The sequence below is a fragment of the Curtobacterium sp. PhB142 genome (assembly GCF_004341255.1).
Classification (GTDB): domain Bacteria; phylum Actinomycetota; class Actinomycetes; order Actinomycetales; family Microbacteriaceae; genus Curtobacterium.
On record NZ_SLUT01000005.1, the window covers coordinates 314,893 to 329,780 of the forward strand.

Consider the following 14,888-nt stretch of genomic DNA (forward strand, 5'->3'; position numbering starts at 1 on the left):
TCGGCAGGCGAGCGCGTCAGCGTGCGAGCGCGTCGATCGCCGTGACCTCGTCCGCCGAGAGCTCGATGCGGGCACCGGCAGCGTTCGACCGGATGCGCTCCGGGTTCGACGACTTCGGGATGACGACGAAGCCGTGCGCGACGTGCCACGCGACGATGACCTGGGCGCTGTCGGCGTCGTGCTCGCCCGCGATGTCGAGCAGCGTCGGGTCCTGCAGGTTGCTCGCCTTGAAGGGGCTGTACCCCTCGAGCACGACCCCGCGTTCGGCCAACCCGTCCGCGATCGTCCTGTCGTACTCGACCGGGCTCCACTTGATCTGGTTCACGGCCGGGGTGGTGCCGGTCGCGGTGACGAGCTCGTCGATCTGGTCGAGCGAGTAGTTGCTCACACCCACGGCTCGGGTCAGTCCGTCGGCCTGCGCCTGGACGACCTGCTCCCACACGTCCGGGCGGGCCTCGCCGTTCGGCGGCCAGTGCACGAGCCAGAGGTCCAGGTGGTCGAGGCCGAGCTGGTCGAGGCTCTCCTCGATCGTCTCGCGGACGCGGTCGGCGCTGTCCGGCGGAAGCTTCGTCGTCACGAACACGTCGTCGCGGGCGAGGCCGGACTCGGCGAGGGCCTTGCCGACGCCGCGCTGGTTGCTGTAGCCGGTGGCGGTGTCGATGTGGCGGTACCCGGCCGCCAGTGCTTCGCCGACGGCGGCGGGGGCCTCGCCGTCCGGGATCTGCCAGGTGCCGAAGCCCAGGAGCGGCATCGACCCACCGGTGACGGACACGGACGGATTCGCGTAATCGGTCATGCCCCCGTGTCTACGCCGTCGGCGTCCGCCCGTTCGGAGCGTGGCCTCCGCGGCGGTGTCCGAGGTCTCCGGCATGATCGTCGAGGCCACCCGGCCCGCACCACCGCACCACCGCACCACGCAGGAGCCCCACCCGCATGACGTCCCGCCGACGCCGCCGTACCCGCATCAGCCTCACCTCCGTCCTCGTCGTCCTCGCCCTCGCGGTCGGTGGCTACGCGCTCGACGCCACCGGCGTCCTCGGTCCGGACGCCGACGCGGCTGCCGGGCCCACGGCAGTCGCCACGGCCACCGTCGGCACGGACAGCGGCGCACCGGAGCCGAGCCGAGCCTCCAGTCCGACAGATTCGACGGATCCGACGGATCCGACGGATCCGACCGTCAGCACGTCGACCGACACCGACGCTGCGGACGCCCGCGCGCTCCTCGCCACGCTGCCCGTCAAGGGCAAGGCCGCCGGCACCGGGTACGACCGCACGGGCGAGTTCGGCAGCGCGTGGATCGACGTCGACCACAACGGCTGCGACACCCGGAACGACGTGCTCGCGCGCGACCTCAGCGGCATCGTGCGCCAGGGTCCGTGCAAGGTGATGACCGGCACGCTCGTCTCGCCGTACACCGGGGCGACGATCGACTTCGTGCGCGGCAACACGACCTCGACCCTCGTGCAGATCGACCACGTCGTCGCGCTCGAGAACGCCTGGCGCACCGGTGCCCAGCAGCTCAGCCAGTCGGAGCGGGAGGCCCTGGCGAACGACCCGTCGAACCTGTTCGCCGTCGACGGCCGGTCGAACTCGCAGAAGCGCTCGGGCGACGCCGCGACCTGGCTGCCCGCGAACAAGGCCTTCCGCTGCACCTACATCGAGCACCAGGTGTCCGTGAAGGCCGAGTACCGCCTGTGGGTCGTGCCCGCCGAGCGCGATGCGATGGAGCGGGTGCTCGGCGCCTGCTGACGTCAGGCGGTCTGCCGCCGCTGAGTGTCGACCTGGAGGCCCGGCGCACCTCCGCCCCGCGTGGCAGGCTGCGGACATGGCTGAGCAACTCACGGTCCCGCAGGCGTTCGCGCTCCTCCAGGTCGAACCCGACGGCCGCAAGTCCCTCGACGGGCAGACGCTGGACACCGGTCTCGCGGGAGCGGTCCTCGCCGACCTGGCGCTCCGCGGTGCCGTCTCGCTGCAGAACGGCCTGGTCACCGTCGTCGACGGCGCCGCCACGGGCGACCCGGTGCTCGACAGCGTCGTCGGCTCGATCGCGGCGTCCGGTGCGCCGCGCAAGGCGAAGTGGTGGGTGAGCCGGCTCGGGAAGCAGCGGCTCCGCGACGACGTCCTCGCCGGACTCGTCGAGCGAGGGATCATCAGCGTCGAGCAGGGCAAGGTGCTCGGGCTCTTCCCCACCACGAAGCACCCGGAGCGCGACGGGGCCCTGGAGGCACTGCTGCGATCGGGCATCGCGGACGTCTTGGCTCGGCGGGCGACCCCGACACCGTTCTCCGCTGCGGTCATCGGGCTGCTCGACGCGACGAACACGCTCCGCAAGCAGTTCGGCGCGGTCGACAAGGGACTGGTGCAGGAGATCACCTCGGGCACCTGGGCGAGCCCTGCGGTGAAGGCCGTGCTCGAGGAGATCCAGGCCGCGGCGATGATCGTCATCATGGCGGCGACCACCGCGACGACGACCACGGTCATCACGAGCTGAGGTCGCCAGCACACCCTGCAAAACGACAGGTGTAGCCTAAAGGGAATTCATCGTCGAAGACCTCAGGAGGCCTCCCCATGCCCGAAACCAACTCCGTCACGTCGCGCTTCGCCGACCGCGTCGTCCTCATCACCGGCGGCGGCTCCGGCCTCGGTCGTGCCACCGCCGTCCGCCTGGCCGCCGAGGGTTCCGCGCTCTCCCTCGTCGACGTCTCCGAGCAGGGACTCGAGTCCTCGAAGGCCGCCGTGCTCGAGGCCACCCCCGACGCCCAGGTCCTGACCACCGTCGCCGACGTCTCCAACGAGGCCCAGGTGGACGCCTACGTCGCAGCCACCACCGAGCGCTTCGGCCGCATCGACGGCTTCTTCAACAACGCCGGCATCGAGGGCAAGCAGAACCCCACCGAGTCGTTCACCGCCGCCGAGTTCGACAAGGTCGTGTCGATCAACCTGCGTGGCGTGTTCCTCGGGCTCGAGAAGGTCCTCAAGGTCATGCGTGAGCAGGGCTCCGGCATGGTCGTGAACACCGCGAGCGTCGGCGGCATCCGCGGCATCGGCAACCAGTCCGGGTACGCCGCCGCCAAGCACGGCGTCGTCGGCCTGACCCGCAACTCCGCCGTCGAGTACGGCCGCTACGGCATCCGCATCAACGCCATCGCGCCCGGAGCCATCTGGACGCCGATGGTCGAGAACTCGATGAAGCAGCTCGACGCGGAGAACCCCCGTAAGGCCGCCGAGGAGTTCATCCAGGTCAACCCGACGAAGCGCTACGGCGAAGCCCCCGAGATCGCCGCCGTCGTCGCGTTCCTGCTGTCCGACGACGCGTCCTACGTCAACGCGACGGTCGTCCCGATCGACGGCGGGCAGTCGGCCGCGTACTGAGCCGCACCGGTCCGACGCCCGGCGCACCTCCTCGTGCGCCGGGTGACGACCTGGAGGCCCGGCTCAGCCCCGGCGTGTCCGTTCAGCATGACAGCATGGTTGGCGTGAGCAACGACGAGACGAACGGATCCGCCTTCGGCCGAGGCGTCGACAAGGCCCCGCCCACCGCGGCCGCCGAACTCCGCCGCCGGATGGCCGCCTCGCCGGCGGGCTTCCTGCGCAGCGCGGCGTGGGTGCCGTGGAAGCCGGCGGGTACTCCGGAGGCCGGCAGCGTCGCGCACGTCATGATCCGTGACAAGCCGTTCGTGCCTGTCTTCACCGACCCGGACGAACTCTCCGCTGGCCTGCCCGAGGCCGAGGGGCGTCCGGTTCCGATGTCCGAGCTCGTGACCGCCCTGCCCGAGGAGTTCGGCATCGTGGTCGACCCCACGAGTGTGGCCGAGGCGAACTTCCTGCACGCCGACGTCCTCGCCCAGATGCGGGTGCAGATGCAGGGTGGCGTCCCGACCAGCGACGGCTGACTCGAACGGTCGTACCAGTCGAGTACGCCGGGCAGGTCCGCTGCTGCTCAGCTGCTCGCGGTCAGAGCGGCACCGGCGATCGCCCACCAGTAGCCCAGCAGCGCTCCTGCCGGGACTGCCAGCACGGCGACCGCGACGGCGCGACGCATCATCCGCTTCCGCCGCGCCGCCTGGCCGATCTCCCGCTCGAGCCGTTCGAATCGCTGGACGTGGCGAAGGGTGTCGTTCACCACGACAGCCTCGACGTGCCAGGTCCCACGTTCCTCGGCCAGCATCGACAGGAACCGGGCGGCTTCGTCGGAGTGGACTCGTGGCAGATCCCTGATCCAGGCGCCGATCTGACGGGGCTCGACCGTCACGACGGCCGGTGCGGTCTTCCCGAACTGCAGCGTTCCCGCTGCGATGACCAGGACCGGCTGGACCGGGACCGGTCCGCCGGCTGCGGCGGACAACAGGCGAGTCGCTCGTTCCCCCTCGGCGAGGGCGCGGTGCACGTGCGGTGTCCGCTGCCCGTTCACGGTCAGCATCCGTCCGCCGACCCACACCTTCTGCCCCGAATGGTTCTTGGTGTTGATCGAGAACACGCCGGTGGGTCCGACGACGACGTGGTCGATGTCCGTCGTGCTCTTCCCGACCGGTACCGCGTGCAGCACCGTGAACTCGGGGCCGAGCGCATCGAGCTGGGCAGCGACCTGCCGTTCTCCCACAGCGCCCTTGAACCACGAGCGGGCTTCGTCACGAAGCGGGTCGTGCCCCCAGAAGCGCTGCCAGCCGGTTCGCGCCGGCCCCTCAGCTTGGATGGCCAGGCACTCCTGCATGACCGCGTACCCGGGCTTCCGCGCTCGGAGCGTCAGCGCGGCCCCGCCCCTCGGAGTCGGGCGGTGGTCGGCGACAGCGGCGTTCTCCCCCATGTGTCCACCGTCCCAGGACGACAGGTGTCGGGACCAGCCCTCGTTCTGGCGTCACAGCCGCGGCGGTGCGGCTCGGCGCTCTGGCACGCTGACGGTTCTGGTTCACGATCGCCGGACTTCCTGAACCAGGACCGTCACTCGCCCGGCAGCACGCCGGGCTCCGCCACCGAGCGGCGGCGGAGCGGCCGGCGCGGCCGGCGCGGCCGTCAGCGAGCGGGCTGGACGAGCTCGATGAAGCGGGACAGCAGCGACAGGCCGGCGATCGAGGGTGGGAGTCCCGTGGTGAGCGCCGGCGAGTGCACGAGGTACGCCGCCCACTTCGCCCGCGAGATCGCCACGTTCAGCCGGTTCGGCATGAGCAGGAAGTCGAGCCCGCGCGGGATGTCGGCTGCACTCGACGCTGCCAGGGACACGATCGACACCACGGCCTCGCGGCCCTGGAACAGGTCGACCGTGCCGACCTGGGTGCCGGTGAAGCCAGCACGGTCGAGCTCCTGACGGATCAGGGCACCCTGCGCGTTGTACGGGGCGACGACGATGACGTCCTCGTCGATCAGGGCGCGGGAGTCCGAGCCGTCGGTCCACGTGCGGCCGACCACATCGCCGACGAGGGCCACCACACGGGCGGCTTCCTCTGGTGACGAGGTCGTGTTGCCCACGTGCACGACCGGCTCGGGGTGCACGCCCGCGTCGATGCCGTCGAGGTGCCGACCGGACACCATCGACGCGAGCTGCCCGTCGTAGGACAACGCCGAGACGGACTCGGTGAGCGCCGGCTCCATCCGACGGGTGCGGGCGAGGAAGTAGCCGAACTCCGGCGGCAGGACGTGCTCGCCGTCCGCCAGCCACCCCAGCGCCGACTCGTCGACGGGCTCCGGGTGCGAGCCCTGGGACACCTGCGGGAGCTGCTGCGGGTCCCCCAGCAGCAGGAGCCGGGTCGCGGCGATCGAGGACGCGATGGTCGGCGCGAGCGAGAACTGCCCGGCCTCGTCGACGACGAGCAGGTCGAGGGAGCGGCGCTCGATCGTCGACGCGTTCGCGAACGTCCACGCGGTCCCGCCGACCACGCCGCCGGTGCCGGAGGCCTCGCACGACGACAAGAACGCGGCGACGGCAGCACCGTTCTTCACGGGCGTCCACGCGGCGGCATCGAGTTCGTCCTCGGTCGCACCGGACTTCGGCACCTTCACGACCCGGTCCGCGGGCACGCCGGCGTTCACGACCGACGACAGGAAGTTCTCCGAGGTCGCGTGGGACTGTCCGACGACGCCGACGCGCCAGCCGTACTCGCGGACGAGCCGTGCGACGACGTTCGACCCGACGTACGTCTTGCCCGTGCCGGGAGGCCCCTGGATCGCCAGGTACGAGTGGTCGAGGCCGAGCAGCGTCGCCACCACGGCGGACACCGTGTCGTCGCCCTGCACGGGCACGATCGCTCCGCGTGGCGGCACCCGGCGCAGCAGGTCGAAGGCCGGGTCCGACACCATCGAGGGCAGCTCGTCGAGGACCTGCTGCCCCCACTCGGCGATCGCCTCGGGCTGCGGCTTCGCGCGGGGCGGTGCTGACGGCGCGAGCGCGACCGGGAACTCGTGGTGCGGTTCCGCCCCGACGGGTAGGCCCTCCTTCACGAGCATCTCGACGGCGTCGCCGTTGTCCCACACGTCCACGATCACGGCGCGGGATGACGCGCCCTTCGACCCGGGGCCCGGAGACGCGACCGACGGCGGGAGCGGGTCGTCGTAGACGAGGTGGGGCGTGCCTCCCGGCCGGAGCCGCGAACCGGGCGCGAGCGTCCCCGACAACCGGAGTTCCCGCGACTGCGAGCGGGCACGCGGCAGCGTGTCCCAGTCCCGCTCGACGGACGCGCGCTCCACGACGAGGACGTCGCGGGTGTCGGCCCAGTCGTCGACCGGTTTGCGCAGGCGGTCGAAGTGGTCCTGCCAGAAGGTCTTGGCCTCGCGGCGGTGGTAGTCGATCGCGGCTGCGGCGAGCGCCAGCGCGGTTTCGTCCGGCGTGCGCTCGAGGGCGTCGACGTCCTCCAGGTGTGACGCGAGCGCGACGTACACCGGGTTCGGTTCGCGCTCGACGGGGATCGGCGGGACGTCGAGTTCGAGTGCCGGATCGACTGCGTCCGGGTCGTCGGTGCGCAGCGATCGGAGCCAGTCGCGCAGGCGCAGGGTCGAGCGGCAGTCGTAGGCGTTGTAGTCGGCGACCTCGTCGAGCATGTGCTGGCCGGCGGCGGGGTCCCCGTTGCGGAGTTCCTCGATCGCGTCGACGTAGGCGGTGATGCTGTCGGCCGCGTTCGTCACATCGCTGAGCCGCAGGTCGTCGCCCATGTACAGCGGCTCGAGCTTCTTGATCGAGTAGCTGTGGCTGCCGACGACCAGGGCCTTGCGGACGATCGGGTACAGGTCGACCAGGACGCCAGCGCGCAGCAGGTCGTCGACGGCCTCTTCACCGACCCCGTGCCGGGCGGCGAGCGACAGCAGGTGCGTCCGCTCGTAGGCGGCGTAGTGGTAGATGTGCATGCCCGGGTACTGCTGCCGCCGGGCCTCGATGAACGCGAGGAACTGCTCCAGCGCGACTCGCTCGTCGCGGATCGTGTGCGCCCAGAACGCGGTGAAGTCCGCGCGGTCGTCGACCAGGCCGAACAGGTAGTCGAGCCCCCAGTGCACGCCGTCCTCGGTGTGCAGGGGGTCGCCTTCGAAGTCGAAGAACACGTCGCCGGCGTCGGGTGCCGGGATCGCGTCGAGCGCGCTGGCATCGAGGACCTCGAAGCGCGGCTTCGCGGGCTGGTCCGGCCCGTCGGCGCCGTTCCGTCGGGCGGTCTCCGTGTCGATCTGGAGGCTCGCCTGGCGCACCAGCCGATCCTGCGTCGCGCGGGACAAGCCCGGCACTGCCCGGGTGCGGACCGCCAGGTCGTCGATCGTCCGTACCTCGTGCTTGATGAGCTTCGCCCGCTGGTCGAGGCGCATGCCGGCGACGAGGACGAGGTCGCGGTGCTCGGCCACCTGGGTCGAGCAGATGGCGCAGCGACCGCAGCTGGAGTAGCGCGGGTCGCCCCACTGCAGTTCGGCGTCGGCAGCGATCCGCTCGGCGATGACCCGCTGCAGCTCGGCGCGCTGCGTGCGGTACACCGGTGCGATGTCGGCGAGGTCGTGCGTGGTCGTCGTCCGGTCTCCGAGCACCAGGTGCACCTGCGCCCCGGTGGGGATGTCCTGTGCCTTCATCTGCTCGGCGTAGGCGGCGAGCTGCAGCAGGGCGCTGATCTTGGCGTGCCGGGCGAGCTTGGTGTCGTAGACCTCGTACTCGCCCTGGTCGTTGCGGATGATGAAGTCCGCGAAGCCGATGAAGCCCGGGCTGTCCGTCGTGGGCGCCGCGTGGAACGTCGGCTGGTACAGGACGTCGGCGCCGTCAGCGAAGGCCTGTCGCGCTTCGGCTGCGGCGCGTGCGTAGTCCGGCGGGGCGGGGCGGTCGAACTCGACGACGTTCCGCGTGTCCTTGAGGATGTCGAGGTAGTCGAGCTCGTGCTGGTCCCCCAGGCGGGCGGTGCGCTCGAGCATGTCGTCGTGTGCCTCGGGCAGGGGTTCCCCGCGACCGAGCTTGACGTCGAGTCGGCGCAGGAACGCCCACTCGCAGGCCGACCACGTGCTGAGGTCACTCGGGCTGAGCAGCACGTGCCCGTCGACGCCGATCTGCATGCGTTCCCCCGTCTCTCTGGTGCCCTGCGAGCCTAGGGCCGCCCGCCGACACCGGCGCCGCGCGCGGTCAGACGGCAGTGGCCGGCGTCAGCGCACCTCCGCGGAGTCCCAAAGGCGGCGCGCCAGCCGACCGGCCTCAATGACGGCAGGCCAAGCGACCACGGCGAGCAGACAGCCGTCCGTGACGGCGCGCGTCAGCGGAACGAGCAGCAACGGCACCTGCGTCCAACTCGCGAGCATCCAGCAGCCCGCGGCGATCCCGATGATGCACCCGAGACGCCGCAGTGCCGTGGAACCGGCCCGACGGGCGATCACCACGCCGATGGCGAGCGCGAGGACCGGCCCGAGCATGTGCGCAACCGACACCGACCAGTACACGGCCATTGGTTCCACATCGACAGCCATGCGACCAACCACCTGAACAGCCAGGGCACCGAGCGTCCAGCACACGAGCCGGTCTCCACGCCAGCTGAGCACGCCCCCGATCAGCAGCAGCACGATGCTCGCACCCGCCAACACGGCGGACGAGCTGGCCATCGGACTCTCGAAGAAGATGCGGGTGAAGTCATCGGCTGCCTGGATCGTCACTCCGAGAGCCCCGAGCGCCCCGGCGCTTCGTCCGATCGACACAACGCGCATCAGTCCTCCGCTCCAGACCGGAGCAGGTCGTCGTGCCGTGACATGGCTGTTCGACACACCTGTTTCCACGCGGGGCCGCGCTCGGACAGCATCGATGGCCATCGCGCCTCGTCGTCCTCCGCACGGAGGAGCGCGAGATCACGCTGGTCCAACGACGCTCGCACGGCTTCGCCGACGCCAGAGAACGCCCGGTTGTAGTACGCACCGTCCGTCTCCGTCACCCGCTCACCGCGGATCGCACGGACGGCCTCGTCGAACGTGTACTGGGAGCAGTTGGTCAGGAACTCCTGCTGCGCCGTCGGGGCAGGGGCGGATGTCGACGACGACCGCACCTCGGGATCCTCGCGAGGCGGATCGACCTGGGAGATCAGATCGCGCGGTCCGACGACGAACCAGTTCACGCCGCGCCGAGCGCCGCGTCCGTCCACGAGAGCGTCAGCCCATGACGGGAGGATCTGGTCGACGGACCGGCTGCTGCCGTACACCCGAACGGAGACCGTGTCGGCCGCGTCCACGCAGTCGTAGCCACGCATCGAGTCCCAGAACGTCAAGTCGTCCTGGTAGTCGTCCCGGTCCTCACAGGGGAGCCCCGCGATGAGCACATCGGCAAGACGCTGCTGCGAGACGGTCTCGATGATCCGGGCGCTTTCCGTCGCCGGGCGAACGGTTGTGGTGGTCCGGGGCGTTCGGGTCGTCGTCGAGTCGGGAGCACCGCACCCAGTCGCGGCGACCGCGACGGCGCAAGCGCCCACCCAGATGAGCGAGCGCCTGCGCCGACGTGTCGCGATCAGCCCCACTGCACGCCCGCGACGCCCGAAGCAGTCATTCCCCGAATCTGCTTCGATGCCGCAACGTTGCCCCAGTTGATGACCACGCCACGGCGACCGGTCCCGCATCCCGACGCGGTCCACGTCGTCTGCGCACGAGCGTTGAAGCCCTTGCTCCACACGCAGACCCCGACCCGGCCTCGGTCGCGGTACCAGCTGTACGTGACCTTCGTCTTCGTGCTCGACCCGATGATGCTGCAACCAGACACGGACGCGAGCATCTTCGGAATCGCCGTGAACGCGCGGTCATGGCACGGATTCGCCCGTCCGAGCGGGTCACCGTTCTCGTCGACTCGGACAGCGTCCGTGGAATCGAACGTCGGGTCGACGACGATTCCGGACGCTGCCAGCGAGGAATCGATGCCCGTCGCGGCCGCCGGACCAGCTGCGAGCAGCGGCGAGACGACAGCCACCACCGCGCCGACGACGAGTGTCTGCTTGATGGTGCGCTTCACTGCGCACCCCCCTTCTCCAATTGGCAGCCCCCTTGACTGCTTGAGAAGGGTATATCGCACTCAACGGTGATGTTTCAAACTCAGTCGAGCCTGGTCCTGAAGAACCGCGGCCCGTCGTACCCGTCGCGGGTGACGTGGGCCGTGAAGTCAGTGAGCGAGCGGACCCAGTGCCCCCGCTCGCCGTACAGCGCCTGGTAGACGACGACCGGTTCCTCGGTCTCGACGTCACGGGCAACGAGCAGCACCTCGTAGTCGTTGCCCTTGAAGTGGCAGTACCGGCCAGGAGTCACGTCGTCGCTCACGCCCCGACACTAAGCGCTCCTACACTCGGGCCATGACCGAGCACGCTCGAACGGACCGCGGCCTCGACCGACTCGTCAACTTCTCGGACGCCACGGTCGCCATCGCGATCACGCTCCTGATCCTGCCGCTGGTCGACATCGCCAGTGACCTGCGCGACGGCGAGGGCGCGGGCGACCTGCTCAGAGCCCACTGGCCCGCCCTGCTCGAGTTCCTCATCACGTTCTGGTTGATCTCGCGGTTCTGGATCCTGCACCACCAGGTGTTCGAGCACGTCCGCTCCTACAACGCCCGGGTCATGCAGCTGAACTTCGTGTGGCTCATCAGCATCGTGTTCCTGCCCTTCGCCGCCAACCTGCTCAACAGCGGCGAGAACGACGACCGTGTTGCCCACGCGCTGTACCTCGGCAGCATGGTCGTGACGAGCCTGGCGCTCACCGGCATCGAACTCGTGCTCCGACGGAACCCCGAGTTGCTCTCGACTCCGCTGGGCGACTCGGCGCGGGGGCTCATCGCAGCCGGCCTGCTGTCGCTCGCTCTGGTCCTGTCGGTGGTGTTCCCGAGCATCGGCCTGCTCTGGGCCCTGCTCCTCGTGCTGCAGGGCACGGTCGCCCGGCTGCTCCGCCGAGTCTGATCGCGGTACGGTCAGCGCATGGGCCTGGGGGACGCGGAGACCGTACTGGCACGCAAGAACGCGAACTTCGTCATCGACGAAGCGGCAGCGGAGGCCGGCCTCGTCCGTTCGATCGCAGCACCCGGCCGGTTCGGGATGCGCCGCCACGAAGCCGCGGGAGGCCGACTCACCCTGACCCCCGCGGTCCTCTGGTTCCGCGCGCACCCGTTCAACTTCTTCCGGCCGACGTTCGGCATCCCGCTCGACTCCATCGCGGAGCTCCACGACACCTCACGCAACGTCTCGCGGCAGATGCAGGTCGTCCTGCAGGACGGGCAGCGCCTGACCTTCGTCGTCTGGGGCGTTCGGGCGTTCATCGAGCGGATCGAACAGGCCCGCGCCGCGCTCTGACGACACGCGAGCCCTCCCGCGTCTTGTCGCCGGTCCACCGCGTCCGGCGACCGCCGCGCGCCGCCATGTGCGTCGGTCCAGGTGATGGTCCCGGTCGCGGTCCCTTGAATGGTATGCCTAATCTAGGGGCCAGCGACCGGCCGGCCGGACCTCCGACCCCGACCCCGACCCCGACCCCCTCCACGATCGTCCGACCCCACCGAGACCGTCACGTTCGGTCACGTTCGCCCCTGGACGCACCAGAACGACGTACCGTCACGGCATGACCGTCATCGTGGCCGTCGCCGTCCTGGTGGGAGTCCTCGCACTCGCCACCGCGATCGGCCTGCTCCTGCGCACGAGGACGGGCCGAGCGGTCCCCCAGACCGGCCGCGCGCGCAACACGCCAGCCAGCCCCGACAGCAGCGTCGCCGACATCGCTCCCCCGACCGCCTTCGGAACCCGCGCCACCCTCGTCCAGTTCTCCACGCCGACCTGCGCCCGCTGCCCGGCGACGGCCCGCCAGCTCGACGCCCTCGCAGCGCAGCACGCCGGCGTGACCCGGCTCGAGATCGACCTGACCGAGCACCCGCACCTCGCCACGCGCTTCAACGTCCTGCAGACCCCCACGGTCCTGCTCGTCGACGGTGCCCATGCCGTCCGCACCCGCTTCGGAGGGCCACCCCGCCCACCGGAGCTCGCCGCAGCCCTCGACACCGTCCTCACCGGCCCACAGGAGTCCCGATGACCACCGCCCCTGACACAGCAGGCATCGACCCGCGCTCCCCACGCTTCGGAGCCGCGATCACCACGGTCCTGCTCGCCCTGACGATCGTCCTGACGCTGATCCCCGCAACGTGGGTCGTCGGCATCGTCCTGCTCGCGGTCATCGTGGTGCTCTTCGCGATCGGCGGCATCGCCGGCATCCGCCGCCACCCCTACGGCGCGCTCTTCCGTCGCTTCGTCCGGCCGCGGCTCGCCCCACCCGCCGAGCTCGAGGCTCCTGAACCTCCGACCTTCGCCCAGCAAGTCGGCCTGTTCGTCACCGCCGTCGCGCTCCTCCTCGCCCTGCTCGGCGTGCCGTACGCGGCGCCGATCGGCGCCGCCGTCGCCCTGATCGCCGCGTTCCTCAACGCCGTGTTCGACGTCTGCATCGGGTGCCTGCTCTACGTGTGGCTGGTCCGTGCAGGCGTCTTCCGTCCGCGACGCGGCATCGCCTGACGGCGGCCGACCGGGAGGCCCGGCTCACCTCCGCCCACCACCCGCGCTGCCGATGTGGTCGCCTCCAGAGCGGTGGGCCTGCCCCACGAGAACGACCAGCCCGACGGCGGAGGCTCCCCCCACGGCAGCCTCCGACGCCGGTCCGGTCAGACGGCGAGCGCCTGCTCACTGAGCGCGACGAGGTCGTCGGCGCGCAGGTTCGGCCAGCCGTGCAGTAGCTCCCGCCACTGGGCCGGCAACGACGACGCCCCGTACAGCGCACCTGCAAGGCCACCGGCGATCGCGGCGACCGTGTCGGTGTCGTTGCCGGTGCGGACCGCGCGGACCAGGGCGTCCTCGAGCGAAGAGCTCTGGCGCACCGCGGCGTAGGCGGCCTGCAGCGCGGACACCACCCACCCGTTCGACTCCGTGAAGTCCACGGGCTGCGAGTGCTCGGCCGTGACGATCCGGTCCACCCACACTCGGCGCCGGTCGAGGTCGAGCAGGTCGATCCCGCGGAGGAGGTCGAGCTCACCGGACAGCACCGCGTGCCGGATCGCCACGCACCAGAGCACGCACGCGTCCCCCGCGTCGGACTCGTAGTGCGTCAGGTCGCTGATCGCGCGAGCCGCCGCTGCGAGCCGTTCCTCTTCGCCGACGTCACCGCGCAGGTAGGCGAGCACCAACGGTGCGGTGCGCATGAGCGACCCGTTGCCGGCGGAGCGGCCCTTGTACTCGTGCTCCTGCCGGGCCGAAGCCCGCGCGACGGAGGCGATCCGTGCCTCCAGACCGGTCAACACGTTGCGCGTCTGGATGCCGACGTCGGGCGCGTTGACCGACCACGCTGCCCAGGCGGCCACCAGGCCGTCGAGGGCTGGCTCCGACGCTGGGTCGCCGCCGCGGGCGACCGTGCGGAGGATCGGAACGGCCATGCTCGTGTCGTCGGTCCACTCCCCCGGCGCCCAGCCGAAGGATCCGCCGCCGGTCATCGTGATCGGGGTCGGCTCCGGCACTGCCGGTCGGAACTCGTACCCGGCGCCGAGGGCGTCGCCGGCGGCGGAGCCGAGGACGGCACCGACTGCTCGGTCGTGGATCTGCGGGGTGGTCATGTGGACCTCCGGATCAGGTTTGCGCGAGATTGCGTAAAACCGATCCTGCACCACTCACCACGTTTGCGCAAGTGTGCGTAAACTCACGAACATGACCGACGAGTACCGCGACGCGAGCGGCCGACGCCTGACGGACTACCCGCGGCCCTCCGTCGCCGTGGACACCGCGGTGCTGACCGTCCCCGCGGGCGGACCACTGTCCGTCGTGCAGGTCCGCGATGCCACCGAGGGCGACTGGCGACTGCCGGGGACGTTCGTGCACGAGGGTGAGCGGCTGGCTTCGGCCGTCTTGCGGTCGCTCTCCGCGAAGGCGGGCGTGACGGGGCTCGCGCCGGAGCAGTTGCACGTGTTCGACGATCCGGCGCGGGACGACCGCGGGTGGGTGCTGTCGGTGGCGCACCTCGACGTGGTGCCGGCTCGTGCTTTGGACCTGGACGAGCCCCAGGTGCGACTCACGCCGGTGTTCGAGGTGCGCGGGATGGTGCACGGGCACGACGACATCCTCGAGTTCGCGGTCGCTCGGCTCCGGTCCGCCTACAGCGACGCCCCGGATCCGCACGGGCTGCTCGCCGAGCCGTTCACGATGTCGGAGCTGCGGCAGCTGCACGAGACGATCCTCGGCGAGCGCCTGCTGCCGGACTCGTTCCGGCGAGCGATGCTGCCGAAGCTGACCGCGACGGACACGAAGCGGGCGGACGGGCCGGGGAAGCCGGCGACGCGGTACCGGCGGGGGTGACGGAGCCGGTCGGCCGCCAGACGCACGGCCGCCCGGGTTCGGCCGCCCGGGTTCGCGTCCGCCGCTCATCGAGTGAGCAGAAAACGTCGAGTCCGCTGCGGCGACTCGACCTTT

General features: G+C 70.8%; 16 protein-coding genes. 9 read left to right on the forward strand and 7 right to left on the reverse strand.

The window, feature by feature from the left end:
* Nucleotides 1–16: 16 nt before the first annotated feature.
* The gene (locus EDF31_RS12275; RefSeq protein ID WP_207896185.1) at nucleotides 17–796 is read right to left on the reverse strand and encodes an aldo/keto reductase; all 780 of its coding nucleotides are present in this window, start codon (nucleotides 794–796) and stop codon (nucleotides 17–19) included.
* Nucleotides 797–933: 137 nt separating this feature from the next.
* Here EDF31_RS12275 and EDF31_RS12280 point away from each other — a divergent pair, with 137 nt between their 5' ends.
* The 4 genes from EDF31_RS12280 (at nucleotide 934) to EDF31_RS12295 (ending at nucleotide 3,893) form a co-directional block, all read left to right on the forward strand.
* Nucleotides 934–1,749, forward strand: a complete 816-nt coding sequence (locus EDF31_RS12280) for an HNH endonuclease family protein (protein WP_131846305.1) — start codon at nucleotides 934–936, stop codon at nucleotides 1,747–1,749.
* A 76-nt stretch (nucleotides 1,750–1,825) separates the two neighbouring features.
* The gene (locus tag EDF31_RS12285) at nucleotides 1,826–2,491 is read left to right on the forward strand and encodes a GPP34 family phosphoprotein (protein WP_165901407.1); all 666 of its coding nucleotides are present in this window, start codon (nucleotides 1,826–1,828) and stop codon (nucleotides 2,489–2,491) included.
* A 77-nt stretch (nucleotides 2,492–2,568) separates the two neighbouring features.
* Nucleotides 2,569–3,372, forward strand: coding sequence for an SDR family oxidoreductase (locus EDF31_RS12290; protein ID WP_131846307.1), 804 nt, complete (start codon nucleotides 2,569–2,571; stop codon nucleotides 3,370–3,372).
* Nucleotides 3,373–3,476: 104 nt separating this feature from the next.
* Complete coding sequence (locus tag EDF31_RS12295; RefSeq protein WP_165901408.1) at nucleotides 3,477–3,893, forward strand: SseB family protein; 417 nt, start codon at nucleotides 3,477–3,479, stop codon at nucleotides 3,891–3,893.
* Nucleotides 3,894–3,940: 47 nt separating this feature from the next.
* On the opposite strand, the gene EDF31_RS12300 is transcribed toward EDF31_RS12295, so the two are convergent.
* The 5 genes from EDF31_RS12300 to EDF31_RS12320 all read right to left on the reverse strand — a co-directional run bounded on the left by EDF31_RS12300 (nucleotide 3,941) and on the right by EDF31_RS12320 (nucleotide 10,728).
* Entirely contained in the window at nucleotides 3,941–4,804 is an 864-nt protein-coding gene (locus EDF31_RS12300; RefSeq protein WP_131846309.1) for a nuclease-related domain-containing protein, read from the reverse strand.
* 206 nt (nucleotides 4,805–5,010) lie between these two features.
* Nucleotides 5,011–8,505 (reverse strand): TM0106 family RecB-like putative nuclease, encoded by a 3,495-nt coding sequence (locus EDF31_RS12305; RefSeq protein ID WP_131846310.1) that lies wholly within the window; start codon nucleotides 8,503–8,505, stop codon nucleotides 5,011–5,013.
* A gap of 87 nt (nucleotides 8,506–8,592) precedes the next feature.
* Nucleotides 8,593–9,093: a hypothetical protein gene (locus EDF31_RS12310; RefSeq protein WP_131846311.1), complete on the reverse strand. Its 501-nt coding sequence runs from the start codon at nucleotides 9,091–9,093 to the stop codon at nucleotides 8,593–8,595.
* Nucleotides 9,094–9,143: 50 nt separating this feature from the next.
* Nucleotides 9,144–10,055, reverse strand: coding sequence for a hypothetical protein (locus EDF31_RS12315; RefSeq protein WP_131846312.1), 912 nt, complete (start codon nucleotides 10,053–10,055; stop codon nucleotides 9,144–9,146).
* A gap of 451 nt (nucleotides 10,056–10,506) precedes the next feature.
* The gene (locus tag EDF31_RS12320; RefSeq protein ID WP_243650016.1) at nucleotides 10,507–10,728 is read right to left on the reverse strand and encodes a DUF1653 domain-containing protein; all 222 of its coding nucleotides are present in this window, start codon (nucleotides 10,726–10,728) and stop codon (nucleotides 10,507–10,509) included.
* Nucleotides 10,729–10,760: 32 nt separating this feature from the next.
* Here EDF31_RS12320 and EDF31_RS12325 point away from each other — a divergent pair, with 32 nt between their 5' ends.
* The 4 genes from EDF31_RS12325 to EDF31_RS12340 all read left to right on the forward strand — a co-directional run bounded on the left by EDF31_RS12325 (nucleotide 10,761) and on the right by EDF31_RS12340 (nucleotide 12,950).
* Entirely contained in the window at nucleotides 10,761–11,360 is a 600-nt protein-coding gene (locus EDF31_RS12325; protein WP_131846313.1) for a TMEM175 family protein, read from the forward strand.
* An 18-nt stretch (nucleotides 11,361–11,378) separates the two neighbouring features.
* Complete coding sequence (locus tag EDF31_RS12330; protein WP_131846314.1) at nucleotides 11,379–11,750, forward strand: hypothetical protein; 372 nt, start codon at nucleotides 11,379–11,381, stop codon at nucleotides 11,748–11,750.
* 262 nt (nucleotides 11,751–12,012) lie between these two features.
* Nucleotides 12,013–12,477, forward strand: coding sequence for a thioredoxin family protein (locus tag EDF31_RS12335; protein ID WP_131846315.1), 465 nt, complete (start codon nucleotides 12,013–12,015; stop codon nucleotides 12,475–12,477).
* On the forward strand, nucleotides 12,474–12,950 hold the full coding sequence (locus EDF31_RS12340) for a DUF4395 domain-containing protein (RefSeq protein ID WP_131846316.1): 477 nt from the start codon (nucleotides 12,474–12,476) through the stop codon (nucleotides 12,948–12,950). Before EDF31_RS12335 ends, EDF31_RS12340 begins: the two co-directional genes overlap by 4 nt.
* A gap of 146 nt (nucleotides 12,951–13,096) precedes the next feature.
* Here EDF31_RS12340 and EDF31_RS12345 read toward each other — a convergent pair whose 3' ends face one another.
* Nucleotides 13,097–14,038, reverse strand: coding sequence for an ADP-ribosylglycohydrolase family protein (locus tag EDF31_RS12345; RefSeq protein WP_131846317.1), 942 nt, complete (start codon nucleotides 14,036–14,038; stop codon nucleotides 13,097–13,099).
* A gap of 91 nt (nucleotides 14,039–14,129) precedes the next feature.
* On the opposite strand from EDF31_RS12345, the gene EDF31_RS12350 reads away from it, so the two are divergent.
* Entirely contained in the window at nucleotides 14,130–14,774 is a 645-nt protein-coding gene (locus EDF31_RS12350) for an NUDIX domain-containing protein (RefSeq protein WP_131846318.1), read from the forward strand.
* Nucleotides 14,775–14,888 lie beyond the last annotated feature (114 nt).

Bases quoted from the DNA above. Each gene is read 5' to 3' on its own strand.
- EDF31_RS12275 (WP_207896185.1), bottom strand. From the start codon at position 796: ATGACCGATTACGCGAATCCGTCCGTGTCCGTCACCGGTGGGTCGATG.
- EDF31_RS12280 (WP_131846305.1), top strand. From the start codon at position 934: ATGACGTCCCGCCGACGCCGCCGTACCCGCATCAGCCTCACCTCCGTC.
- EDF31_RS12285 (WP_165901407.1), top strand. From the start codon at position 1,826: ATGGCTGAGCAACTCACGGTCCCGCAGGCGTTCGCGCTCCTCCAGGTC.
- EDF31_RS12290 (WP_131846307.1), top strand. From the start codon at position 2,569: ATGCCCGAAACCAACTCCGTCACGTCGCGCTTCGCCGACCGCGTCGTC.
- EDF31_RS12300 (WP_131846309.1), bottom strand. From the start codon at position 4,804: ATGGGGGAGAACGCCGCTGTCGCCGACCACCGCCCGACTCCGAGGGGC.
- EDF31_RS12305 (WP_131846310.1), bottom strand. From the start codon at position 8,505: ATGCAGATCGGCGTCGACGGGCACGTGCTGCTCAGCCCGAGTGACCTC.
- EDF31_RS12325 (WP_131846313.1), top strand. From the start codon at position 10,761: ATGACCGAGCACGCTCGAACGGACCGCGGCCTCGACCGACTCGTCAAC.
- EDF31_RS12330 (WP_131846314.1), top strand. From the start codon at position 11,379: ATGGGCCTGGGGGACGCGGAGACCGTACTGGCACGCAAGAACGCGAAC.
- EDF31_RS12335 (WP_131846315.1), top strand. From the start codon at position 12,013: ATGACCGTCATCGTGGCCGTCGCCGTCCTGGTGGGAGTCCTCGCACTC.
- EDF31_RS12340 (WP_131846316.1), top strand. From the start codon at position 12,474: ATGACCACCGCCCCTGACACAGCAGGCATCGACCCGCGCTCCCCACGC.
- EDF31_RS12345 (WP_131846317.1), bottom strand. From the start codon at position 14,038: ATGACCACCCCGCAGATCCACGACCGAGCAGTCGGTGCCGTCCTCGGC.
- EDF31_RS12350 (WP_131846318.1), top strand. From the start codon at position 14,130: ATGACCGACGAGTACCGCGACGCGAGCGGCCGACGCCTGACGGACTAC.